At 46.6% G+C, this 23,428-nt stretch carries 15 protein-coding genes and 1 pseudogene; 3 read left to right on the forward strand and 13 right to left on the reverse strand.

Annotated features, from left to right (window positions below; genetic code table 11):
* Window positions 1-8 precede the first annotated feature (8 nt).
* Both HGH90_RS02520 and HGH90_RS32230 read right to left on the reverse strand, forming a co-directional pair.
* Window positions 9-3,359, reverse strand: coding sequence for a TonB-dependent receptor (locus HGH90_RS02520; protein ID WP_169190318.1), 3,351 nt, complete (start codon window positions 3,357-3,359; stop codon window positions 9-11).
* Window positions 3,360-3,590: 231 nt separating this feature from the next.
* Window positions 3,591-4,337: a FecR family protein gene (locus HGH90_RS32230; protein WP_410493669.1), complete on the reverse strand. Its 747-nt coding sequence runs from the start codon at window positions 4,335-4,337 to the stop codon at window positions 3,591-3,593.
* Between HGH90_RS32230 and HGH90_RS32235 the strand changes: the two genes are divergently transcribed.
* Window positions 4,336-4,866, forward strand: coding sequence for a hypothetical protein (locus tag HGH90_RS32235; protein ID WP_410493670.1), 531 nt, complete (start codon window positions 4,336-4,338; stop codon window positions 4,864-4,866). The genes HGH90_RS32230 and HGH90_RS32235 overlap by 2 nt on opposite strands.
* 121 nt (window positions 4,867-4,987) lie before the next feature.
* On the opposite strand, the gene HGH90_RS02530 is transcribed toward HGH90_RS32235, so the two are convergent.
* From HGH90_RS02530 to HGH90_RS02580, 11 genes are all read right to left on the reverse strand, one after another.
* Window positions 4,988-5,572 carry an RNA polymerase sigma-70 factor gene (locus tag HGH90_RS02530; RefSeq protein WP_168763435.1) on the reverse strand — a complete coding sequence of 195 codons (585 nt, stop codon included), beginning with the start codon at window positions 5,570-5,572 and terminating at the stop codon, window positions 4,988-4,990.
* Window positions 5,573-5,913: 341 nt separating this feature from the next.
* A complete protein-coding gene (locus tag HGH90_RS02535; protein WP_169190320.1) occupies window positions 5,914-7,527 on the reverse strand; it encodes a glycoside hydrolase 43 family protein in 1,614 nt (537 codons plus the stop codon).
* A gap of 21 nt (window positions 7,528-7,548) precedes the next feature.
* Entirely contained in the window at window positions 7,549-10,020 is a 2,472-nt protein-coding gene (locus HGH90_RS02540; protein WP_169190321.1) for a beta-galactosidase, read from the reverse strand.
* A 628-nt stretch (window positions 10,021-10,648) separates the two neighbouring features.
* The gene (locus HGH90_RS02545; RefSeq protein WP_169190322.1) at window positions 10,649-12,355 is read right to left on the reverse strand and encodes a family 43 glycosylhydrolase; all 1,707 of its coding nucleotides are present in this window, start codon (window positions 12,353-12,355) and stop codon (window positions 10,649-10,651) included.
* 119 nt (window positions 12,356-12,474) lie between these two features.
* Window positions 12,475-14,223: a RagB/SusD family nutrient uptake outer membrane protein gene (locus HGH90_RS02550; RefSeq protein ID WP_169190323.1), complete on the reverse strand. Its 1,749-nt coding sequence runs from the start codon at window positions 14,221-14,223 to the stop codon at window positions 12,475-12,477.
* A 6-nt stretch (window positions 14,224-14,229) separates the two neighbouring features.
* A complete protein-coding gene (locus HGH90_RS02555) occupies window positions 14,230-17,571 on the reverse strand; it encodes a TonB-dependent receptor (RefSeq protein ID WP_168763440.1) in 3,342 nt (1,113 codons plus the stop codon).
* Window positions 17,572-17,854: 283 nt separating this feature from the next.
* Window positions 17,855-19,003 carry a FecR family protein gene (locus HGH90_RS02560; RefSeq protein ID WP_169190324.1) on the reverse strand — a complete coding sequence of 383 codons (1,149 nt, stop codon included), beginning with the start codon at window positions 19,001-19,003 and terminating at the stop codon, window positions 17,855-17,857.
* A 106-nt stretch (window positions 19,004-19,109) separates the two neighbouring features.
* Complete coding sequence (locus HGH90_RS02565) at window positions 19,110-19,670, reverse strand: RNA polymerase sigma factor (protein WP_168763442.1); 561 nt, start codon at window positions 19,668-19,670, stop codon at window positions 19,110-19,112.
* Between the two features lie 241 nt (window positions 19,671-19,911).
* Window positions 19,912-20,352 (reverse strand): YqgE/AlgH family protein, encoded by a 441-nt coding sequence (locus HGH90_RS02570; RefSeq protein WP_168763443.1) that lies wholly within the window; start codon window positions 20,350-20,352, stop codon window positions 19,912-19,914.
* A 38-nt stretch (window positions 20,353-20,390) separates the two neighbouring features.
* Window positions 20,391-20,927 carry a GNAT family N-acetyltransferase gene (locus HGH90_RS02575; RefSeq protein WP_168763444.1) on the reverse strand — a complete coding sequence of 179 codons (537 nt, stop codon included), beginning with the start codon at window positions 20,925-20,927 and terminating at the stop codon, window positions 20,391-20,393.
* Between the two features lie 10 nt (window positions 20,928-20,937).
* Window positions 20,938-21,543 carry an FMN-binding negative transcriptional regulator gene (locus HGH90_RS02580; RefSeq protein ID WP_168763445.1) on the reverse strand — a complete coding sequence of 202 codons (606 nt, stop codon included), beginning with the start codon at window positions 21,541-21,543 and terminating at the stop codon, window positions 20,938-20,940.
* 68 nt (window positions 21,544-21,611) lie between these two features.
* Here HGH90_RS02580 and HGH90_RS02585 point away from each other — a divergent pair, with 68 nt between their 5' ends.
* Both HGH90_RS02585 and HGH90_RS31715 read left to right on the forward strand, forming a co-directional pair.
* Window positions 21,612-23,102, forward strand: a complete 1,491-nt coding sequence (locus tag HGH90_RS02585) for a PLP-dependent aminotransferase family protein (RefSeq protein ID WP_168763446.1) — start codon at window positions 21,612-21,614, stop codon at window positions 23,100-23,102.
* Window positions 23,098-23,235: pseudogene (locus tag HGH90_RS31715) on the forward strand (IS5/IS1182 family transposase); the annotation flags it as partial. The gene HGH90_RS02585 and the pseudogene HGH90_RS31715, both read left to right, overlap by 5 nt.
* Between the last annotated feature and the right edge of the window lie 193 nt (window positions 23,236-23,428).

Genomic DNA, 23,428 nt, shown 5'->3' on the forward strand with positions numbered 1-23,428 from the left:
GGATGTTATCAGAGATTAAACTGCGCGCCTAAATTGACAACCGCCTGTGGAGGATATCCTAAACCATTACCTCCACCCTGTTCAGGATCCCATAGTTTGAACTTTGAGAACGTAAGCAGGTTAATACCTCTCATATATACCCTGACAATCTTTGCCGGGTTGTAGCCTATCTCTACTTGCTTCAAACGCAGGAAAGAGAAGTCGCGCAACCACCAGGAAGAAGATTGTTCATTATTGGGAGCCGTTTCCAATGCGGTTAACCGCGGGTAAAAGGCATACAGGTTTTGATTGTCGGACGACCAATGATTATCGGCAATGGCTGCAATCAGGTTATTCTGCGAACGTCCGAAAGGCCGGGCCCCGCTGATATAATCAGACATATGCGACAGGCCCTGGAAGAAAACGCCTACATCAAACTTCTTGTAGGTAACGGTAAAGCCGGCGCCATAAACAATTTCAGGTACCCGTGGATACCCCATGGCCACCCGGTCGTTGTTGTTAATCGCTCCATCGCCATTGATATCTTTATACTTGATATCCCCGGCTTTGGAGGCCACAAATACAGGGCTGTTAGCCGCTTCTTTATCATCGATAAATAAACGTTCCGCTACCAGGCCAAAATTGGTATTCAGCGGATGCCCCATGAATGACAGGTTAGGAAGACCCAATGCTGCATAATTCGGTTCATCGTAGTACAATATTTTGTTACGTGCGTAAGTAAATGTTCCCCTGAAAGAAACCTGCAGGTCCTTGTTAAAGCTATGATTATACAGGAGCGTAGCATCTATACCATGGTTCAGCACCCGCCCGATATTGGAATACGGCAATGCGCTCGATACGCCGGCTGTAGCAGGTATGGTACCCCGTTGCTGGTAAATGTTGCTGCGTTCTTCACGGAACCAGTCAAGATTCAGGGTAAGATCATTAAACAAGCCCAAATCCACGCCCAGGTTCAATTTTTTACTGATCTCCCATTGAATATTATTATTGGGGTAACGGGTAATCTGAATGCCCGACATACCATTATCGAAGTTATAGCCGGTGGTAAAACCGTTTCCGGCATTCATATTCACTACGCTGAGGTAAGGAAAACGATCGCCCCCGATCTGGTCGTTACCAGACAAACCATAGGAGGCACGGACTTTCAACAGGTTAATATGGCTGGTCCATGCCGCGTCTTTAAAGAATGATTCATTAGAAGCTACCCAGGAAATCCCGCCGGCAGGGAAGAAACCATAACGATGGCCTGCTGCGAAGTTTTCAGAGCCGGTATAACCAAGGTTGGCCTCCAGGTAATAACGGGAGTCGTAACCATAGGCCAGGCGGCCTGCCCAGCCCTGCTTACGGGACGGTAAAGCGTCCACAATATCACCGCCGGGTGTATTGGTATTATATTCATTTCTTAAAAACACCAGCATACCAGCTACATCATGCTTATCATTAAACACACGGTTATAGTTCAGGGTGGTTTGCATATATAGTGTTCTGTCGCCACTATTACTTCCCGACTGGCCCAATGCCGTAGACCCACCGGCTGCTGCAATCCAGTTCAGGTTATAAATATATTTTCCGTCTGCCTCTTTCCTATAGCTATCCAATGTATAATAATAGGGAGTATAAGTCCTGGTAATGCTGCTGCTAGACCAGTTCTTGAAGGAGATGAGTGCATTAAAACTCAATCCTTTGGTGATCATGTTCAGATCTTGTTTTCCTCTCAATGTGGTCAACAGTGTGGAAGCAGCTGACTGGCTATATCCCTTGATCATATCCGCATACGGATTATCGCGGGTATTGGCTCCCAGGAAACCGTCTGTTTTATTACCGAAATAAATATGATCCAATGCGCCATCGGCGGGTGTGGGATAATAAGCGGGGAAATCCACGCCATTAGCGCCCATTACGCTACCAAACAAGGAAGAGGCACTGTTGGCAGGGCCGGTGTTCCGGTAATAGTCGGCATTGATATTCAGTTCCAGCTCCGTGGTCTTGGTGGCTTTTACGCTCACGTTGTTCACGAAGTTAAAACGGTTGTTATCGATATTATTTTTAAACCCGGTCAGCAAACCGTTGTTCAGGATACCCATGTCTTTATAATAGGCAATACCCATGTAGTAACGCGCTACCTGGCCGCCTCCCGTCACATTGAGGTTGGCGTGGTGGCTCAGTGCATAATCCTTAAACAACATTTTATACCAATCAACATTTGGATAGATGTAAGGATCCAGTCCCTGCGCGGTGCCATTGATTTTTTCCTGGGAGTAACGGTCGGCATTATAGGGGTTGTCGTTCCGTAGTGCTTCGTTGTACAATTTCATGTAAGAAACACCATCGGTAAACTTCACAATCTGTGTGGGAGTAGAAACAGTGCTTTCCACTAACCCGGAGATCTTCGGTTTGTCCATGATCTTACCGCGCTTGGTTTCAATCAGGATGACGCCATTGGCGCCTCTTGCGCCATACAATGCGGTAGACGAAGCATCTTTCAGGATAGAAAAGCTTTCGATATTGCTAGGGTCAATACTATTAAGATCGCCGGCAGATATTTCCACGCCATTGAGGAAGATCAATGCACCGGTTCCTCCGTAAGTGGATACCCCCCTGATCCAGAATTGGGCGCCACTACCAGGCTCCCCGGTAGATTGCCGCGCAATAACCCCTGATAGCCTACCTGCAAAGGAGGACGATAGCGTACTGGAAGGCGTCTTTAACTCCTGTGGAGAAATAGTAGTGATAGCACCTACGATACTGATCTTCTTTTGTTTAGTGTTAAAACCGGTCACCACCACGGAGTCGATACCGATAGAAGACGGCGCAAGCTGTACTTCCAGGTAGGTTTGATTATTTACCGGTAATTCTTTCGTGGCATATCCCAGGTATTTAAACAGCAGGATGGCATGCCCATCTTTCACCTGGATCACGAACTCACCCTTTTTGTCGGAGTAAACACCGTTGGCGGTACCTTTCTCCTGTACGCCTACCCTTTCCAGGGGTTGTCCTTTTTCATCGGTTACATGCCCACGAACGGTTACCGGTGGCGCGGTGGCACTTTCTGCTTCCGGGGCCGTCACCGATTTTTTCAGGATGATCGTATTATACCTGACCACGTAGGTAAGCCCTTGTTTGTCCAGGCATTTATCCAGTACGTCCCGCAAAGGCATATCCTTTGCGTTGAGGTCAATGCTGGAGGTATTTTTCAGTAGGTCAGGATTATAAATCATCTGATAACCGCTCTGCTGGCCGATTACCCAAAATATTTTTTCCAGGGAAAGGTTCTTCCCAGATAAATTAATCTTTTGAGAATAAGCGTTGCCCCGGACCTGCAAGCAGGTGACCAACATAACAAAAAAAGCAAGTCTCATAACGATGTGTAGCAAGATTCTGGTTCTGCGCCAACTCCCATAAAATGAGCGCGCATTTTGCACGTGCAAATACATATATTTGTATAGTTTCGTTTTTGATAACAGGATTACTACGCCTTGTCAAGAAAGCGGACATTTCTACCGGAATACCGCCTGGCCGCGGATTCCGGTTTATTTTTGGTTGATACGTGGTGTAAATGGTATTATTTCATTGTTCAGTTCCTCCTTATTCTAAATACGTGATACAATAATTTTATTTCCGGTGATATGGAAGCGTAACCGGCCGTCTGCCTCCAATATTTCTATTAACTCTTTAATATTCTCTTTTCGCTCTATATTCCCGGCAAACCGGATATCGGTCATATCTCCGTCGTAGTCGACAGTTACATCGTACCACCGGGATAGTTGTCTCATAATAGTTTTTATATCGGTAGACCGGAACAGGAACCGTCCGTTCTTCCAGGCAATTTCCGCCTCGAGGTCGGCTGGCCTTACCTGTAGCGTGTTGGTTTGCGGAAACCATACCGATTGTTGCCCGGGTTTGAGTATGACGGTATTTGCATCTTTGTGCATGTTCACCGAACCTTCTACCAGCGTAGTTTTTACGAATTTCTCATCGTCATAGGCCATGATATTAAAGTGGGTACCCAGTACCTTTACCTCTCCGCCATCTTCGCCAGCACGCCGTATTTTTACGACAAAAGGCCATGCTGCCTTTTCACCCGGTGTATGTGACACCTCAAAATAGGCCTCGCCGGTGAGCACTACTTCCCGGCCATTTTCATTGAAGGGTACCGGGAATTTCACCGTGGAAGCGGCATTGAGAAAAACATGCGTACCGTCAGACAGCACCACTTCATACTTCCCTCCTTTGGGGGTAGACACCGTATTCCAGGTTTCGCCCTGCGTCACCGCGCCGGCCCGCTGATATACCAATACGCCTGCCTGCTGTTGGGCAATCAGGCTACCTCCCTGCATGGCCACGCTATCAGCCGTACTATCTTTTAAAGCTACGGTTGCGCCATTTCCCAATACCAGTGTGGCTTTATTGCCACCAGGATTAATAGCACCGCTGTTAATCGCCACATTATGTCCCGGTGTCTGTTTACTCGTGACATGCCGGATGAGAATAGCCGCAAAACAGACCGCTGCTGCCGCTGCCGTCCATTTCCAAAAGGCCGACAGGTTCCACAGGCGTGGCTCCCGGCGGTTGGTATTTGCATCCGTTGCCGGCAATGATAAGCCAGCCGACGTCATTACCCGTTGGGTCAATGCATGTGCATCATATTTTTCTATAGCCTGCAACTCACTTTCCCAATGTGCAGGATCGCTGAGCCGCTGGAAGAGGGCTTCATTCCCTTTGTCTGCCGCTATCCAGGCTTTCAGCGCCTGTAACTCCTCCGCTGTAATATTTCCGGTTTTCAATTGTTGTATCAGCGCCGCTATGCGCAACGCTTCATCTATCCGTTCTTCTTTCATGGCATGCAAAGGAATTTTCTATCTATAATGACAACGCCGCATGGTACGTTTTGTACCATCGGTATTACAAAGTTTTTTTTCAGGGAAGTAAATATAGCCACCGCAACATGGGAAGAAGCGCCCAAGGCGCCCTGGCAGCAGATTTTCGCTTATTGCCGAAACAACAGTAATAATGCAAGGTAAATTTCCAAATGAGACCGGTGCCCCAATTTACTCCTGATAATAGAGAGGGCTTTTGTTTTCTGGTTGCGAACCGTTTGGTCGGAGAGATTTAATTGTGTGGCTATTTCCTGGTTGCTAAGTTGACGTATATATCCCAGGATGAATACTTCCCGCATTTTGGCCGGCAATGCGGCGATGGCTTTTTGCAGTTCCACCATCATTTCTGCGTAAATCACTTCATCTACCGCTATATCTGTATGCACTTCATTAAATGCTTCAAATTTCCGTTGTTCCCGCTGCCGGTCCCGGATATATTGCAGCGAGGCATTCCTGGCGGCAACATAAAAGAACCTTTTCACGTTGGTAAAGGAGTGAAACGTTTCCCGCTTCTCCCACACTTTTACCAATACCTCGGTAACAATGTCTTCTGCGGCAGCGCTGTTCATGATGATCCTATCTGCATAACGACAAAGCGCAGGTCCATATACGCCAATAAGGTGGCGAAACGCGGACTCATCTCCTGCCCTTAACCGATTATAACAATCCTCGTCATCTAATACTTCTAAAACCATAGCACAGGCAAGCACCTTATGTTAGTAAATTAAAAATGCAGATTTTCCGGCGATTGAAAAAAACTGCCGTAGCCGGCAGGACAGTTGTCGCTTGTAGCCCCTACTCTTCTTTCATCAGGAATAAAAAATTGCATGTTCACTAAAGTATCGGGCGATACTTCGTAAAACTACACTAAAATTGATTTATTTACATGTTTTCTTTGCGGTACATTTTTTTGCAAAAAATTACCCCGGCTGAGGAAAAAATTGCCCCTGTTATAAAAGAGTGGCCTCCCGGGAACGGGAGGCCAGGTTTGAGCTATTCCACGTGCTATTAATAAAAGCATCTTCTTTTTTACTCCTTATTGCCTTCCACCGGTAAAATGAAACCAGTTAAAATCTGCATAACCGCCTTCATTTCCAGCGAGTGTATTAAAATTAAATAGCGCGAAACGGTTGGCTGTCCACGGATAACCTAGCCCCATTTTCAACTGATCTCCAAAGGGAATAAACTTTTTACCATCCAAACTATACGAGAAGCTGGCCGTAAACCCTTTATCCGTAACAGCCGCACTCAACCAGATTTTCGTTTGCGATATTCCTGCTATACTGTCTATGGTTTTGCCATCGTTGATCATTACTAATACCGTATGTCCAGCCTCTTTTTTAACACCGATAAAAGCATACGGGTCCTGGAAAATGCCTAAGCCTGCTACATCTCCCTCCTTTAACCCGGTAATATCCATTTCCACGCTACCTTCGCTGGATGGCCCCTGTACCCGCTGTGTAAGCGTATTACGCGCCTCCTTTAAAGCCCCTGCATACGAAGCCTGCATCCGCATATATCCTTTTCTGCTGGTAAGAGACCATTTACTGTTATCCGGGTTATGATTCCATTGCCATTGCAATCCCAGCGGAGTGGTATTGAACTCATCCGAAGCTGCCGGCGCCATAACCGTATAGGTGCGTCCCACATCCGGCTTTTTTCCGGTAACAAATCCTTTCCCGTTATCGCCCAATATGGGCCACCCGTCAACCCATTTTACCGGCAGCAAATGCGGTACGCGCCCAATAGGACCACGATCCTGCATGATAATAAACCACCAGTCACCGTTTTTCAATTGCACCATACCACCCTGGTGAAGGCCATTATTGGGATAAGAACTTTCGTCCTGGTAAATGATTTTCGATTCATAAGGACCTGTAATAGACTTGCTGCGTAAACAAACCTGCCATCCTTCTGTTCCACCGGCTGCATTAGCGATGTAGTAGTAACCATTGATCTTATATACGTGCGATCCTTCCATACCGTATTTGTCATTAGGCGCCGAAGAGCCTTGCGGACGCTCAATTCCACCCTGCCAGATCTTCACCGCCTTTCCTTTCACCGACAAGGCATCAGGCGCCAGCTCAGTCAGGTACAGTGTACCCTGGCCATGCACCACGTATACCTTGCCATCATCATCAAAAAATAATCCCGGGTCATACAGGAACTCCGGGAAGATGGTCCTGGTCCAGGGTCCCTTCACATCCTTTGCCGTACAGATAGAAAAATGTCCTTTCTCGGTACCCCATCCATAAGGGGTGCAAAAACCAACGTAGAACAAACCGTTATGATGCCGGATGGTAGCAGCCCACGAGCCATTGAGATATAACGTGCCGCCTTTCATATCGTACCTTGGATCTTCGTTATAGCGATCTACTGCATAACCGGCCATTTCCCAGTTCACCAGGTCTTTAGACCTTAATATCGGGCAGCCGGGCACATAATGCATACTGGTAGATACCATGTAAAACCAATCGCCCACGCGGATCACATCAGGATCGGGCCAATCGCCCCATTGAAGCGGATTTGTAAAGGTTCCATCGCCGTTGTCTGCCGTCCACCCAATACCTGCACCTGCTTTTTGCGCGGAAACCGTGCCGGAAGCAAACCACATAGACAGCCCCAAAAGCGGAAGTAATATCTTTTTCATTGTTCCTGTTACTTTAATATTTTACTGTTTGAATGCGGCGTCTTCTATGCAGGGCCTGATTTCCACCGCATGAAGCTGTGCGCCGTTGATTGTTTGCCTAAGCCCAAACACCAATACGTTCTTTTTTTGTTTTCCCATATTTAGCCAGCATTCGGGGAGATAAAATTCCCGCTGCGGTCCTGTTTCCCAATGCCGGCCTATGTTATGACCGTTCAACCACATATAGCCGTTGCCCGAAGCATTAATCCTGGCCATCCAGGGTATCCATATATTGGATGAAATATCAGGGAGATAAAATTCAATACGGTACCAGGTAAACAAACCCGTCTGCCTGTCTTTGGGCTGGATCCGGTTGCCTTTACGCGGTAGGTCGCCCGTTGTATCCAATGCCATCTTCTCCCAGCTAGATGCATCAAAACCAGGTTGACAGTAGTTTTGCGTAATACCGGCTACATCTGCTGCATATTCCCAGCTCAAAGGATGTGATAACAGGGTATCCGTTACCGATAGGCCTCCTGCCCTGATGCCCGCCGGTTCTTCCATAGGCATGTACCCATGTGCATGTCCTAAATTTTCATAGGCAACTACAATTTCGTTTGTTCCGGCTTTCAATAGCCCGGCCACCTCAAAACGGTTGTCGAATTCGTTATTGCCAATCCGTTTGTCGGCATTCCGGGTGGGCCAGGACTGTGCATCCGCACGATCAGGGAAAAGTCTTTTTGCCGGTACGCCATTCACGGTTACAGCAACAATATCACGTGTGAACATATTAAACAACAAATACGGCTCCCTGCTCACCTCCGTTGAAGTGAGCTGAAAAACCGACCGGTAAAGACTATACCGGAAGTCGCTGATTCCCAACGCCGGTAAGGAAGTAGCCGCTGGCAATGGCTTCCACACCGCCTTTGCTACCGGGTCTTCTACCCGTTTGGCAACAGCAATACGTACAGGTTGTATGTTAAGTACCGGACGCGGGGTAGCAACGGCCGCTTTAGGCCACCACTCCCCTTGCTCCGGTGATGCTCCCGGAGGGAGTACCAGGATGCCAGCGCCCAGCGCCGGTAAATCCGCCTCAATGGTAAAAGCTGCCATAGCCAGCGAACCAGCCGCACTGGTATCCGTGTCGCGTATTAGTATTCTTTCGCCATGCTGATTAATATTATACATGGGAACGGATGGCTTGTCTATTTTTCCCGGCACCAGTGTCACCTTTTCTTTTACACCATGGTCCGGATCTGTATTATGCAGGAAAACAAACCGGGTACCATCCGGCGCTACACGAACGCCACCAAACAATTTACCGGATGCCTGCAACTCACAAGGGCCACCAGCCGACCGGGCCAACTGGCCGCCATACACCCGGAGAAAATCGCCTATCTCCTTTGCTACGGTATACTTGGCTCCTACCCCGCCATTTTCGCGGATAGCCGCATTATAATCATAGCTGGTGGTCATTCCACGGGCGCCCCACCCTGCAAAATGAGTTCCGCCATAAAACATATAATAGTTGATCCCCGTAGCACCTCCCAACAACGACATTAAGCTGATCGCCTTTAAATGACGGGCATCGGAATAATTTTCTTCACTTAACCGGCCGGTGACCAGCGAAAACCAACCACCTTGCAATTCAGTCACCATACCTGGGGCATCCGGCTGTGCCTTGCGCAAGTTCACCATCCGGCGGGCACAACTGGGCGCTTCAGTCAGGTCTACATAATAGTTGTCGCAATCGAACACCTGCGACAATTCCTCGTCCTTGCTGGCCCGGCACTCATTGGTAAGACAGGTAAACAATGGCACCTCAATACCATTGCTCCTGGCCGAACGGTACAATGCTTTTAAAAGTACGTCCTTGTTGGGCGTATCATGCGCATCATATTCATTTTCCAGCTGGAACAGGATCACGCCCTTCTGTCCTTTCTTTTTTCGGGTAAGCTGCTCTCCGGCTACTACTTTTGACACGGCATTCAACCAGTGTTCCGACCATTTTACATGCACCGGATCTGCTCCACGCAGCCAGAGCTCTCCTGTTCCCGGCCCAAACAAGCTTATCCAGCGGGGATATCCGCCTCCCGACCATTCCGCACATAGAAATGGGCCAGGGCGCACAATAGTATAAAGACCAAATTCTTCCTGGGCCATCTTTAACCAGGCTTTCAGCTCCCGGAAATCGAACTTCGAGGTATCGCTGATGTTATCCGGCATAGTACGCTCATGCCAGTTCCATGGGATATAAGTTTCTACCGTATTAAATCCGGCTTGTTTTATTTTTCTGAAACGATCCCTCCAGAGCTCCTGCGGGCAACGGAAATAATGAAAGGCTGCACTGTAAATAAATATATCCTTTCCGTCAATAGTCATACAGCTGCCATCATAGCGTATCCTATCCGGATACGGGAAATACCGGGTGGTATCGCTATGCATACTCATAGCGCTGATGTTGACTTTTGCCATAAATGCCAATACCAGGGTAACACCGAGGATTCGTCTCATTCCTTCTCTGTTTAAAAATTATCTGTCAATAGCCGTGGTAAACAGGTTAACCATCAACACCTATTGGCCAACGCCAACTTGTATTAAAACACCGGAATACCCCTTTTTCCATTTATGTTAGTACAACGCCGCGGATAGCATTTTGTACCATCAATGCTGCAAAGTTTTTTACACTCAGCGGTTGCCTGCTAAAATTACCCGGTACCAGGACTAGTGCCGGCTTAAACGTGAATTTTTAAAATAAAAGACTTGCTTTTATCGGGAAGCCTTTCCATATTGCTGATGGACCTTTGATTGTTTTCTCAACAATTCATGGCCCGGGTATCTCACTTTTACCGCCGCCAAAGATGCGGCATGCACTTCATTTATTTCTCCATAAAACTGACTATTTCAAATGCTTTTTTTGCCCGAAATGGCAAGTGGTCGGGGTATCCGGTAGCGTTTTTTCAGATTCCATCATCGTCATCCATAACATGCTCTCCTGGTTGTCTTTTTCTGTTGTGAGCTTTTTAAATTACCCGGCGCCAGGAATAGCGCCGGCTTAAGCGTGAAATTTTAAAATAAAGGCATTGTTTTTATTCAGGAAAACGCTTCATCTCTTTCGGAGTTCTGATAACCTCTTTAATATCTAATTATTCATTTCTTTTCCTTTACTTACCCCGCTCTCATTAAAAGCATCTACACGGAAATAATAAGGAATATCCTTATTGAGCCCTGTTAGCCGTAATTGATGGTCTCCATAAACCATCACCGACGTATAGAGACTTTCCGGGGTTGTACCGTAGTAAACCACATACCCCGTGGCATTTTCATCGGCATTCCATGAAACCGTAGCCCGGCGGTTATCAGCCTTATCCCTGCTGACTGATACCTGGGTCACGGCGTTAGGCAGGTGGCCTGCATGTTTACCAAACACCCGCAGGTCGGACAAAGAAAAGCATCCGTCCGGTACCTGTAAACAGGTAACCCGGATATAACGGGCCAGAGTAGGTTTAGGTAGCATAATATAGTGATGGGTAACATCGGCATCGTTCCGTGCCTTATTAACGAGTAGCTTCCAGTGCAAGCTATCCGATGACGCTTCTATTTTATACCTGTAAGGCTTGATGGTGCTCGTGGCCTGCAGCCGGCTATCCTGGTCGGCAAAATTTACCTGTAACGCATTTACTGTGCACTCCTTTGCCAGGTCCATCTGTAACCATTCTCCAGAACGACCGCTGGCAGCGCTCCACCAGGTACGTACCTCTTCATCTGCAGCCAATGCGGGGTCGTGGCCGGGTAAAGCCGAAGAAACCGCTACGTTCTTATGATAAGATAACAACATCCAACCCGTAAAAAGCGAAGACGCTTTAATATCTATTTTCCGGTCCGGCATCTTCATCGGATAATCGCCAAAGGCTGTCAGACAGTGCAACTGTCCCTGCTTATCGAAGCATGCAGGGAACAAGCCTAAACGCCGTTCAAACATATGCCGTACCGAAATCGTCATGGTAGTCACATGCCAATAATTACCGTATTTATCCTGGAAAGTACAGCCATGGCCAGCTCCATTAATAAAGCCCCGTGGTTTATAGCTAAACGGACTATTATCCATATAGGTAAATGGCCCCAGCGGCCTATCGGCTATATACACGCCATCGCCATAACCGTTAAATTCGGTACCTGGCGCCGCATACTGGAGGTAATATTTCCCCTGGTATTTGTTCATCCAGCTGCCCTCGTTCCATCCCGCTTTCCCGTTGTTGTTACTTTCTCCAGGCTCCTCCCAGCCATGCTCCCTGAAACGGTGATCAATCAATACTTGCGGTGTACCGATGGTATCAAGCCGCCGGTCAGGATCCAGTTCTACTCCCATGATGGGGTTAGTAGCAGAGCAGCCATAATAAAAATATATCCTGCCATCGTCATCACGGAAGATAGCAGGATCTGTCATAGATATAGGGAAATGGGCATTGTATATTTTCCAGTTGTCTTTTTGCGGGTCGGTATTGTAATATAGTTTGGGGTTTCCTCCCGATGCAATGAAAAAAACAGTATCCCTGATCGTTTCAACGGCTGGCGCATAGTCTTCCACTGGCAATGTAGTACAGCGCAGATATTTCCATTGTACCATGTTATCCGAAGTCCAGTACCCTCCCGATTTAGATGCATACAGATAATATTTCCCTTTAAACAGGTGAATTACGGGGTCAGCTGCTTCCCGGTAGCTGGCATCATCATATGCAAAACGGTAATTTAGGTCCAGCGGATTACAAAATGTGAAAGATTGTTGCGACCAAACGGTCTGACAGCTCAACAACAGGCAACAACTCGCGATCAGGTATTTTAGACTCATCTGTATTATGATTATACGTTTTATAAGCAAGCATTTATTAAATTTCATTCTTCCAATCTAAACAAACAAGTATGAGAACCCTGTTTCTCCCATACCTGTTTGTAAAAATCGTTGGCCTTCTATTGCAAAGGATCAAATCCTCCTCCCCAGTTATTATTTTGTGTAAGCAGAGGATTTCCGTCCAGTACTTTTTTAGGAATTCCATAGATGTAATACTGATCTTTCAGCGCGAAGTTCTGTTTATCAGTAGGTATCACGGTGTAAGTAAACTGGTTCCAGATGACATTAATATCAGCCTTGGGATTCCCTACCGCCCCTGTTTGGCCGGGCTTCAATGCAATACCCAATCCATGTCGCTGTGGGAGCGCATTCAAATATCCAAACATTTTCCAGCGGCGCAGGTCATTCCAGCGTCTACCCTCAAAACAAAACTCTACAAAACTCTCCTTCTTGTAGGCCTCGCGGATCTGTTCCTGCGAGGTGGCTTTAATGCCATAGTTACCGCCACTCCCCGGCAAAATACTCGCACGGCTTCTTATCTGTTTCAACACGTCCAGCGCATCCCCGGATTTACCCACTTCATTGGCACATTCTCCCAGGTTCATCAGCACTTCAGTATAGCGAATTTCAATCCAGTCGACAGAAGCCTGCCATACCTGGCTCTTATTTATATTCTTATCTATGGCTTTAATGCGGTAAAAACTGGAATTACTCCACAATGGGTCTGAGGTTACCTGGTTATGATCTCCTTCTATTCCCACAGGACTGTCATAATCGGATACCGTATTGAAGTAGGTCCACAGATAAGTATTTTCATCGCGCATGCCCTGCAGGTACTGGTTGGGTGCTCCATTATAGTAAATATTAGCATAGAACCGGTCGTCGCGATTTCTGAAAAGGGTGTCGTACAGCCTTGGCATCGCATCCCATGCGCTTCCGTCTTTCATTGGAAAAGCGTTCACCAATTCCAGTGAAGGCTTATCAGCGCCTACGTCATCGGCAGACCAGTTCAACGGAATCAGACCACCCTGAAAATAAGTATCCTGCGGGTAGCTGTGGCGGCGCACCATTACCACTTCCTTATTCAGCTTATCATCCCATATTTTGCTATATGGGCTATACAATCCTTTACCATGCGTATCCAAAAACTGTTTGGCAGCTAAATTTGCATCATAGGCTTTTTGCCAGGAGGCTACGCCATTGAGTCCGTTAAATAGCGGGCTGGCAAAAAACAGCAATACTCTTCCCTTAAAGGCCATCGCAGCTCCTTTGTCGATCTTACCCACGTCTTCGCCAGTAAAGGATTCCGGCAGCAGAGCAATCGCATCATCCAGATCTTTTACAATTTGGGTTACACACTCCGACGTTTTGTTCCTTGGTTTCTGTAACTGTGAAAGATCCGATGTAGGCGCCTGTGCCTCCAGTATCAGTGGCACCCCGCCATAGGCGCTTACAAGCCGGTGATAAGCCCAGGCCCTCCAGAACAGCGCCTGGCCTTTGATGGTGTTTTTATCCGCCTGTCCAAAAGTAGCCTTGTCAATATTGCCCAGCAAGGTATTAATAGACCGTATATTCTTATACACATCAAAATCGTCGTTGCTATCAAAAGTAGCAGTGCCCACAAACCAATCATTTGTTTGCTTTTGATAAGCTACCCCCTCATCAGTATCATTTCCTGTTCCATAAGGATTATCGGGCATCAGGTTAGCATAAATTTCATCCAGGTAAGCAGAGGCAATTTTAACATTGCTCCATACCATAGTAGGATCCACAGCCGTTAGGTTGTCTTTATCCAATACCTTCTGGCAGCTACCAGTTGCGACAACTGCTGCCAATGCAATAGTTATATTTCTAAGATGATATTTCATAACAGATTACAGATTGATATTTAAACCCAGAGAATATGTTTTTGAAGCAGGATAACTTGAATAATCACTTAATTCCGGATCGTAAAACTTAAACCTGGAGAGGTAAAATAAATTTGCAGCGGAAACCCATACACGGGCACCTGTTAAACCAACCCGTTGCATGCGTTTTCCAGTAAGTGAATACGACAAATTAAGGTTCTTCAGCCTGACAAAGCCACCAGGATAGCTATTAAAGTTGGATACTTCCACATATCCTCTAGCCCTGGCATCCCCCCAGGAATATAGCTTAGGGTGTGTTCCATTGGGATTTTCGGGCGACCAGGCATCTTCATGATAGATCGGTGTAAGATTGCCTCCGCTGAATTGTTTTCCCCAGGGGTCGTTATAGGCTATTTTAAAGCCGGTGAGGCCGGAAAACAACATTTCCAGGTGCAGGTTTTTCCACCCCAGGTTCAACAGTAACCCGAAAGATTCTTTAGCGCCACCTGGGCCAAAATTACTGCCCAGTACAACCCTGTCGTAACCGTCGATCTTTCCATCCGGAACATTGTTAGGACCGCTGATATCCAGGAAATTCATCATCCCCAATTCTGGTTTAGCGCCAAAAATGGTGTACCCCTGCGGCAGCTTATCAATATCACTCTTGGAACGAAGGATACCTGCTGTTTCGTAACCAGCCTGGTAAGACAATGATTTTCCATTGGGATTATCCACATCCTGCGCATTGGCGGCAACATCTTTCTTTATCACCTTGTTTGCCGCGATACCGAAATTAGCTTTTACATCCAAGGAAAATCCATATCCCAGGTTCTTTTTGTATTCCACTTCGAAATCAGCGCCCCGGCCATTCACGATGCCATAATTCTCTTTGGGCAAATCTGCTCCATATTCCCTCGGCACTGCCAGGATACGCGCTCCCAGGATATCATAAGTATGCCTGGACCAAAAGTCGGCTGTCAGGTTAATTGATCTGAACACGCCTAATTCAAGCCCAAGATCCACAGAATTTGATTTTTCCCAGGTAAGTGCGGGATTGGGAATTCCTCCATAGGTTAACCTGGGCTTAGGGGTACCGTTGGTTCCTTCAAAATAACTGTTGGTGGAAATATTATACTGTTCCAGCCATCCCCAGCCGCCAATGGCATCGTTACCTGTTTGTGCAAAGTTACCACGTACTTTCAGGAAGTCGACGAAGCTCAGTTCTGTACTATTTTTAAAAAAGGATTCATTGGAAATAATCCAGCCTGCGGAAACAGACGGGAAAATGCCCCACCTTTTATCCGGTGCAAATTTTATAGAGCCATCTCTTCTCGCCGAAACAGTCAGCAAATAACGTTCATCATAGTTATAGTTAACCCTCCCGATATAAGATAAGCGCCCATCCTGATCTTCACTGGCATTGGCAGACCAGTACTTACTATCCCCAGATGCTGCAAAAAACTGGTCCTGCGGATATAGTGGAAAATTTTTCCTGGCGGCACTCATGGTGTTAAAGTGATACTCGTACTGCTCAACAATGGCATTTGCTTCCACCTGGTGCTTTCCAAATGAACGGTGGTAGTTAATTTGCCCATTGAGCTGGTAAGAACGACTCTGTGCATTCGCGTTAGCCACAAACTCTTCATTCGGTGAATTGGAGTAAGTAGTGCCGATTATTTCATTGGTAAACAACCTGCTATTGGTACCGGCCATTTTAAATTTGTATAGGAGTACTTTCGCAGCAAATTCTTTGGTAAAATTGTTATTGTAATTTTTACTGAATGCACCATTTACACTTAACCCTTCCACAAAAGGGATCTTGTACTCAAAATTCAACAACGCATCAATTTGCTGGTTAGTGTTCTTTCTATAACCAGGGCCTGTTAGCAGGGCAATTGGGTTACCAATCCAACCAACATCCGGAATTTTGCCATCGATGTAGGGAGGCGCCCACGGATTCATATACATCAGGTTTTTATAGAAACCCTGCTCAGATGAATTCTTACTTGTTTGCCCAAAGCTATAACCATTATAGATACCGCTGTTGGTACTAACATTTAAACCCACTGTCAGGTTTTTGATAGACTTCACCTGCACATTACCTCTCAGGTTATATTTATTATAGTTCAGCTTAGGCATAAAACCATCCTGGTTATAGTAAGAAGCTCCTAAATAATAAGTAACGTCATTACTACCTCCCGATAAGCTGGCCGTGTATCGCTGATCACGCGGATTACGATAAACAGCCTTGAACATCGCCATCCCATCGGGGTTATTTTTTATAATCCAGTCTCTTTCATCAGGTCCGACATTGTTGTAAACACTGGAAATAGCATCCATCGATTTTCCCACCTCCATATACTTTGGTAATTGTGTATATCGTTCGGTGCTTACAGTAGAACCAATTGTAAAAGAAGGCTTACCACTTTTACCTTTTTTGGTTGTTACCATTAATACCCCGTTGGAGGAGCGGGAGCCGTAAATCGCTGCAGAAGCAGCATCTTTCAAAACGGTTACGTCTTCCACTTCATTTGCATCCAGGGCGTTAAAACTCTGCTCATCCCTTACTACCCCATCAATCACGTATACCAGGGGAGAGTTGTTCCAGGAAGTGTTTATCCTTACCCGGATACTCGACCCTTCGCCTGGGAATCCGGTTCCTGTTTGCACATAGGTGCCAGACAAACGGCCTTGCAACACGTTAGACAAACTTCCGGTAGGTATCGATTCAAACTCCTTCGCCTTTACGGTAGATATTGCGGAAGTTAACAGGGCCCTTTTCCGGCTGCCATAACCAACTACCACCAGGTCCTCCAGTTTGGAGGTAGATGATTTCAGGGATATTTGCATACTGCCACCTTTTGAAACAGGTATTTCCTGCATTTCAAAACCCACGAAGGTAACTACCAGCATTCCACCGCCGAATGGCACTTTCAGCGAAAAATTACCAGCGGCATCAGTGTTCGTTCCCTGTGTGGTATTTTTCCACTTAAGCGAGGCACCAGGCAAAGGTTTACCTGTTTCATCCGTTACTCTACCCGTGATCACCTGCTCTTCTACAGCCTTTGACAGTTCTGCTTTTTTCCTGGTGATAACAATGTTTTTTTCTATTATCTCAAAAGAGAGCCCTTTCCCTTTCAGGACCTCTTCCATCGCTTGCCGAAGCGATGCATTCTTTAACTCCAGGGTTACATCTTCCGCCGGATGGAGTAAATCCATTGCATAAAATATTTCCCGGCCGGTTTGGTTTTTAATAAGTGTAAAAACTTTTCCTAAAGGCATGTTCCGTACCGACAGCGTAACCTGGGAATACGCTGTGGCCCCCACTTGCATGACAGAAACAAACAGAAAGGCTGCAGAGAGTTTCATGATCCTTAACGTTAGTTGTAGTTTTCTTCGCCATCCAGGCAAAGCATTGCTAATTGCATTAAATTGCATACATTCATTTTTCATTTTGCTCACCCTTCTAAAAGGAGCAATGTGGTTAATAAATAGGTAGTCTGTCCGGATTACTTTTTTCCACTACTACATTTTCATTGGAACGTGGAGTTATTAACTCAACTTACCGCCGCTCCGGTCGCGACCCGGAGCGGTTGTTTTTTGAGCCAATACTATCTTTCTTTAAATACTTAAGTTACCTGGTTGATATCCGCTACGGGCTGACTATGATGGCATTATTTTCCATTTTACATTTAACACTGCCTGTGGCCTCCAGTATTTTCAGTACCTGGGATAGATTGGAAGACCTGGAGACTGATCCGCCAAATTTTTGTTGAATATCTCCGGCATATATGACTTTTACGTTATACCACCTGGCTACCTGTCTCATAATTGTTTGTATATCGGTCCCTTCGGGAAACAGGAAGCGCCCGTTTTTCCATGCAATCGCCTCTTCTACATCGGCGTTATCTATTGTTTGTAACCGGCTGCCTATCCTCGCCTGCTGCCCGGGCCGCATCACCACAGATTGATGATCTTTACTGACACGAATGGCTCCCTGTAACAAAGTGATATTAGTCGTAGGTTCATCGTCATAGGTATTGATATTAAAATAAGTGCCCAACACTTTTACCTCGACATTTCTTTTAAGGTTAACGGTAACAAATGGCCGGTGCTCATCAGCGGCTACTTCAAAATAAGCCTCCCCTTCTACCTCTACCCGCCTTTCTGCCCCCTCCATCGCAACGGGGTAGTGCAAACGGGAACCTGTATTCAACCATACGATGGTGCCATCTGCCAGGGAAAGTGAAATAGCCTTGCTTCCGGGCGGATTGTACAAGGTATTATAAGTATTGTTACCCGCTGGCCCTAAAGATTTGCTGCCTGGTATCTGCCGGTAAGCAACGTTGCCATTAGTGACCCGGGCCAATGAAGCGCCCGCGGCAGCTGTGCCGGTAACTGAGTCCAGCAATATCCTTTCGCCATTCGCCAGTATAAGCACGGCCCTGTTGGCGGCAGGGGCTGGAATGTCGTTGACCAAAACTTTCGGCAGCGACGATGTTGGCAAATGCCGACTTCTTTGTAAAAAAAATATGGCGCCGGTAACTAATACCATCACTCCCAATACCACTACTGCTACTCTGAATAGCGGCCTTTGATAAAGCGGCACTATTTTATGGTCATCGACAATCTTACATTGGATCTTGCTCCAAAGCTGCTCTTCTACGCTATCCAAATCTGTCGTAGCTGGTATATCCTGCTGAACAGGCCCATACCAATCATTAATCTTTTCTACCTCATGGGGAGTTGCCTTCCCGGTTAGATATCGTCTTAAAAGCCTGATTGCATTGGGATACTTCATTCCTTCTGTTTTTAACCGGAAATTTTCCCTTCAGGTTTATCAATCCGAAAGCATTCCCTGTCATACAAATACCGGGATTAAAGTGGAAGTACTAGTGTTTAAAAAATTAAATCAGGAAAAAAAGAGAGGCATATTCGCGAAGCCTTGAGCGCAGCCTCTTTAGTGCGGTAGTAATAGTATTCTTAACCGTCTGTTCTGAAATATCGAAACGCCGTGCAATTTCGGATAGAGATAGGTTTTCATCCCTGCTTAAACGGAAAATTTCCTGCATCCTGGCTGGCAGCTTGCTGGTTTCATCCTCTAACACAGATTGAAGCTCCTTCAACTCCAGGTGTTTACCTAAAGCTACTTCAGACAACTCCAGGTGCATTACCGACAGCGGCAAAATAGTGCCCTTTTCAGCCTTTCTGTATACATGCTTAATGATAGCAAATCTTAATGCCCCAAATAAATAAAAGGAAAAAGAACCATCTGTTTGTATATGTTCCCTATTACGCCAAAAACTGACAAAAATATCCTGAACAATATCCTGGGCATCTTCGTGATTGCCCAACCGGGCCAAAGCATTATGGTATAAGCTTTTCCAGTATCTTTCATATAATACACGGAAAGCGGCATCATCGTTTCCGAGTGATAATATTTCCTTGTCAGAAAGCTGATTTATCATCCGGGCAAATGCTTATGCAAACTATAATACATGGACTGAACTAAATAAAAATGTCACGGTTGTTCACTTGCTGCTGAACAGCCATATTTCGCTGATTTGGCGCTGGTACCGTTAATAGGATACTGCGTCTTCAAAGATCCAGTATGTACTTCATTCATTTATCCATGGAATTGACAAATTCAGATGCTTTTTTTGCCAAATTGCCCGCACAAAGCATCTCAGGTATCCGGAAAAGATCCTGTTAAAACAGGTTCCCCGTTTCTATTATCTCCCAGCTGCCTTCCGCTATTTCTTCTTCCAGCTCAAACGAATCCCAGCCACAATAGCCGATAAACAATCGTATATCGTTTTCTGTGATCGTTTTATTATTTATGTATTTTACGGCAGCTTTAAAATCTCCCCCTAAATAAATATCACCGGCTACCAGCACACCGCCTTCAATCAGGTCCGGCCGCCGGTGAATAAAATAAAGATGTTCCCGGTCTACCGGACCGCCATCATACAGCGGGAAGGCAATGCTATGGCGGAACTCCACGAGCTCATTGAACTTACGGGGAAAGGGCTTGTTGACAACGAAACCCATCGCGCCCTTGTCGTTCACTTCTGTAATAAACAACTCGGTACGCTCAAAAAAACTATCATCCAGCAGTGGGGTACTGCGCAAAAACATACCTGCATTCATTGGTTCTACATTGTATCATGAAGGTACTTTTTTTCGTACTATTTACGTGCCGCCCATTCTTCTTTGCCGATGCGATACAAGAAATTCAGCTTAGGCGGTTCCCCGTAGTAGTTCACTTCCTGCGTAGCGATATTCTTTGCGCCCAATCGACCTATGGCGACCTGGGAGCGGATATTATTGACCCCAATATGAAAATACACCTGGTCAACAAATTGAAAAGCGTGGTCCAGCATCAATTTTTTCACGCCCGGATTAATCCCGGTTCCCCAATAAGCGGTTCCATAAAAAGTATAGCCAATCGCCACGCCACTGGCGGTGGCGTCGAAGTCATAATAACGGGTGCTACCAATTACCTGGCCGGTGGCCTTCTCCACGATCTTAAATGCACCTTTGCTCTGGATAGCGCCTTCAAAGAAAGTACGGAATATATCATGCTGCCAGCGGTCTTTATTAGGATGTTGTTCCCACACTTTGGGGTCGGAGGCAACAGCATACACAGCGGGGAAGTCAGTTTCCTCTAATGGCAACAGGATCACCTGTTCATTTTCCAGCACGGGTTGTAACGTAAATTCCATGATACATGATTTATAGATTCCTGATATGACGTGCCAGGTCCTGGTCGAGGGGTTGTTCACTCTTTTCCAGGTGTGCGGCAATGCGCTCCCGCTCTGCCGCCGTTTTATTCTGGCTTAATTTCTTTTGTCCCTGCAGGTTGGTCACTTCCAGCTCAAATGCCACGATGCCCTGTATCATGCCTTGCCGGTATTTGTCAGGCAGGCTATGCCACTGGGCCAGGTAAGCCGGATCGTAAAAGGTAATCATTTGCTCCAGCACCTTTACTTTAGCGGCTGTGTCGCTTAAGACCTGAGCCTGCCCATATGCATGTACCGCGATATAATCCCAGGTGGGCACGCTTTCGTGCTTGTCGTAATGTACCGGCGAAATGTAAGCATGCGGTTCGGAAAATATGACCAGGGCAGGAGTGGTTTCAATATATTTAGCCTGCTCATTGGCCGCGGCAAAATGGGCGCTTAGCACCAGTTTGCCAGTGTTGTCGTTTACCACAAAAGGCAAGTGTGTGGCTATGGGCAATCGGTCTTTTATGGTAACGATGGTGGCAAAGCTGTATTGCTTCATAAAGCCAATCATTTCTTCCTGGTCCTGGAACTGAAAAGAACGGGGAGTGTACATATCCTTGCATTTAATGAATACAAAAATACCAGGCAATTGGATTATCTTAGTAGACCAATTTTAACAAAATGAATAGGCCAATTTCAAGACAAATATTCAGTGCTATCCGCCTGCAAAATACCGGCAAACGCGCCGTATACCTGCAGTTGGCCGATGCCCTGCTGGCATTGATAAAAAAGGGGAGGCTCCGGCCGGGGCAAAAGTTGCCCGGCTCGCGCGACCTGGCCGAATGGCAGCAAATCAACCGGATCACTGCCGCCAAGGCATATGAAGAGCTGCAAACACAAGGCTGGGTGGAAAGCTTTGTGGGACGGGGAACATTCGTTGCCCGGCATTTGCCCACCATGCAGCCCAAGCCGCTGCAACCTTTACCTACTGTCGGGTCCAATGAAACAGCCGGCTTTTCGGTGCCTGCTCCCGCATACCTCACCGCACGGCTGCCGCTCGTTACCGGCAGATTACATTTAGACGATGGATTTCCCGACCCCTCCCTTGCCCCGTTGAAAGAACTCTACCGGGCGTGGCGGGGCCAATTGACCCGTGGTGGCTTGTATCATAAATTCGGTAGCTACAGTCGCCCCGAAGGGCCGGAGCTGTTCAGGACAGCCATTTCCAACTACCTCAACGACACCAGGGGACTCAACACGAGCCCCAAAAATATTCTGTCGGTCAACGGAACGGTAATGGGGCTTAACCTGGTGTGTAACGGGCTAATTGAGCCTGGCGACATCATCGTATCCGGCATACCAGGCTGGGGGCGGGCAGAGCAAAACTTCCTGCATGCCGGCGCCGAACATATAGGCGTCCCCGTAGATGAACATGGCCTTGTAACGGAGGAACTAAAGAAAATCTGTCGCAGGAAAAAAGTCCGCATGGTATATGTAACCCCGCACCACCACTACCCTACCACGGTATCGCTGCGGATCGACCGTAGGCTGGAACTTCTGCAACTGGCGCAGGAATATGGCTTCATCATTTTTGAGGATGATTACGACTACGACTTCCATTACAAGAACCGCCCCCTGTTGCCCCTGGCCAGCGCCGACGACAGGGGCATGGTAATCTACGGCGGCTCCTTCAGCAAAAGCTTTTCTCCCGCCGTACGTATTGGCTACTTAGTGGCTTCCGAAAACGTGATACAACACCTGGCCAGCGTGCGTATGCTGTTGGACAGGCAAGGGGATCATATCCTGGACAATGCCATGGCCGAAATCCTCAACGACGGCACTGTACAACGTTACCTGAGAAAAACGCTGGCTGTATACAAAGAGAGAAGGGATTTTTTCTGCGACCTGCTGCGGCGGGAATTGAGAGGGCTGGTCCACTTCGACATTCCCGAAGGAGGCATGACGGTATGGACCAACTTTGCGGAACACATCAATCTCGAAACATTGGCACAGCAGGCCGCTCAGAAAGGGTTATATATTTCCGACGGAAAAGTACATCAGTATCCCAGCTATCACACCAACGCTATCCGGCTGGGGTTTGCCTCCTCCACAAAAGAAGATATGACCGCCAGTATAGCCATTTTAAAATCATTGCCAGAACTTATTTCATAGTTTCATTGATGGCACTTTTGTAGTGGCTAAAAAAGGGGCCCAGGTGGGAAAGACCAAGCGGGGCAAAGGTACGAAGCTCATGGTCATTGTTGACGCTAATGGTCTTCCACTCGCCGGGCACACCTCTTCTGCCCAATGCCCTCAAACGCGTTATTAATCGTCATGATAGAGATATCGAACGCTATCAGGCTTTTGTTCATCTCGCTTTTGCTTTTATCATTTTAAGAAATATTGTCAGGTATCTATAAAATAAGTTCTGATTATAGTAATGATATCAGTTTCCTTTTATATGTATTGTAGTTGGAGAGGATCACTATTTTTGATTG

The sequence above is a fragment of the Chitinophaga sp. Ak27 genome (assembly GCF_012726295.1).
Taxonomy (GTDB): Bacteria; Bacteroidota; Bacteroidia; order Chitinophagales; family Chitinophagaceae; genus Chitinophaga.

Excerpts from the sequence above, each read along its gene's own strand:
- HGH90_RS02530 (WP_168763435.1), bottom strand. The coding sequence starts at position 5,572 with ATGGTTTTAGAAGTATTAGATGACGAGGATTGTTATAATCGGTTAAGG.
- HGH90_RS02575 (WP_168763444.1), bottom strand. The coding sequence starts at position 20,927 with ATGGAATTTACGTTACAACCCGTGCTGGAAAATGAACAGGTGATCCTG.
- HGH90_RS02555 (WP_168763440.1), bottom strand. The coding sequence starts at position 17,571 with ATGAAACTCTCTGCAGCCTTTCTGTTTGTTTCTGTCATGCAAGTGGGG.
- HGH90_RS02550 (WP_169190323.1), bottom strand. The coding sequence starts at position 14,223 with ATGAAATATCATCTTAGAAATATAACTATTGCATTGGCAGCAGTTGTC.
- HGH90_RS02585 (WP_168763446.1), top strand. The coding sequence starts at position 21,612 with ATGAATAGGCCAATTTCAAGACAAATATTCAGTGCTATCCGCCTGCAA.
- HGH90_RS02580 (WP_168763445.1), bottom strand. The coding sequence starts at position 21,543 with ATGTACACTCCCCGTTCTTTTCAGTTCCAGGACCAGGAAGAAATGATT.
- HGH90_RS02535 (WP_169190320.1), bottom strand. The coding sequence starts at position 7,527 with ATGAAAAAGATATTACTTCCGCTTTTGGGGCTGTCTATGTGGTTTGCT.
- HGH90_RS02540 (WP_169190321.1), bottom strand. The coding sequence starts at position 10,020 with ATGAGACGAATCCTCGGTGTTACCCTGGTATTGGCATTTATGGCAAAA.
- HGH90_RS02560 (WP_169190324.1), bottom strand. The coding sequence starts at position 19,003 with ATGAAGTATCCCAATGCAATCAGGCTTTTAAGACGATATCTAACCGGG.
- HGH90_RS02570 (WP_168763443.1), bottom strand. The coding sequence starts at position 20,352 with ATGAATGCAGGTATGTTTTTGCGCAGTACCCCACTGCTGGATGATAGT.
- HGH90_RS02565 (WP_168763442.1), bottom strand. The coding sequence starts at position 19,670 with ATGATAAATCAGCTTTCTGACAAGGAAATATTATCACTCGGAAACGAT.
- HGH90_RS32230 (WP_410493669.1), bottom strand. The coding sequence starts at position 4,337 with ATGCAGGGAGGTAGCCTGATTGCCCAACAGCAGGCAGGCGTATTGGTA.
- HGH90_RS02545 (WP_169190322.1), bottom strand. The coding sequence starts at position 12,355 with ATGAGTCTAAAATACCTGATCGCGAGTTGTTGCCTGTTGTTGAGCTGT.
- HGH90_RS32235 (WP_410493670.1), top strand. The coding sequence starts at position 4,336 with ATGGCCACGCTATCAGCCGTACTATCTTTTAAAGCTACGGTTGCGCCA.
- HGH90_RS02520 (WP_169190318.1), bottom strand. The coding sequence starts at position 3,359 with ATGAGACTTGCTTTTTTTGTTATGTTGGTCACCTGCTTGCAGGTCCGG.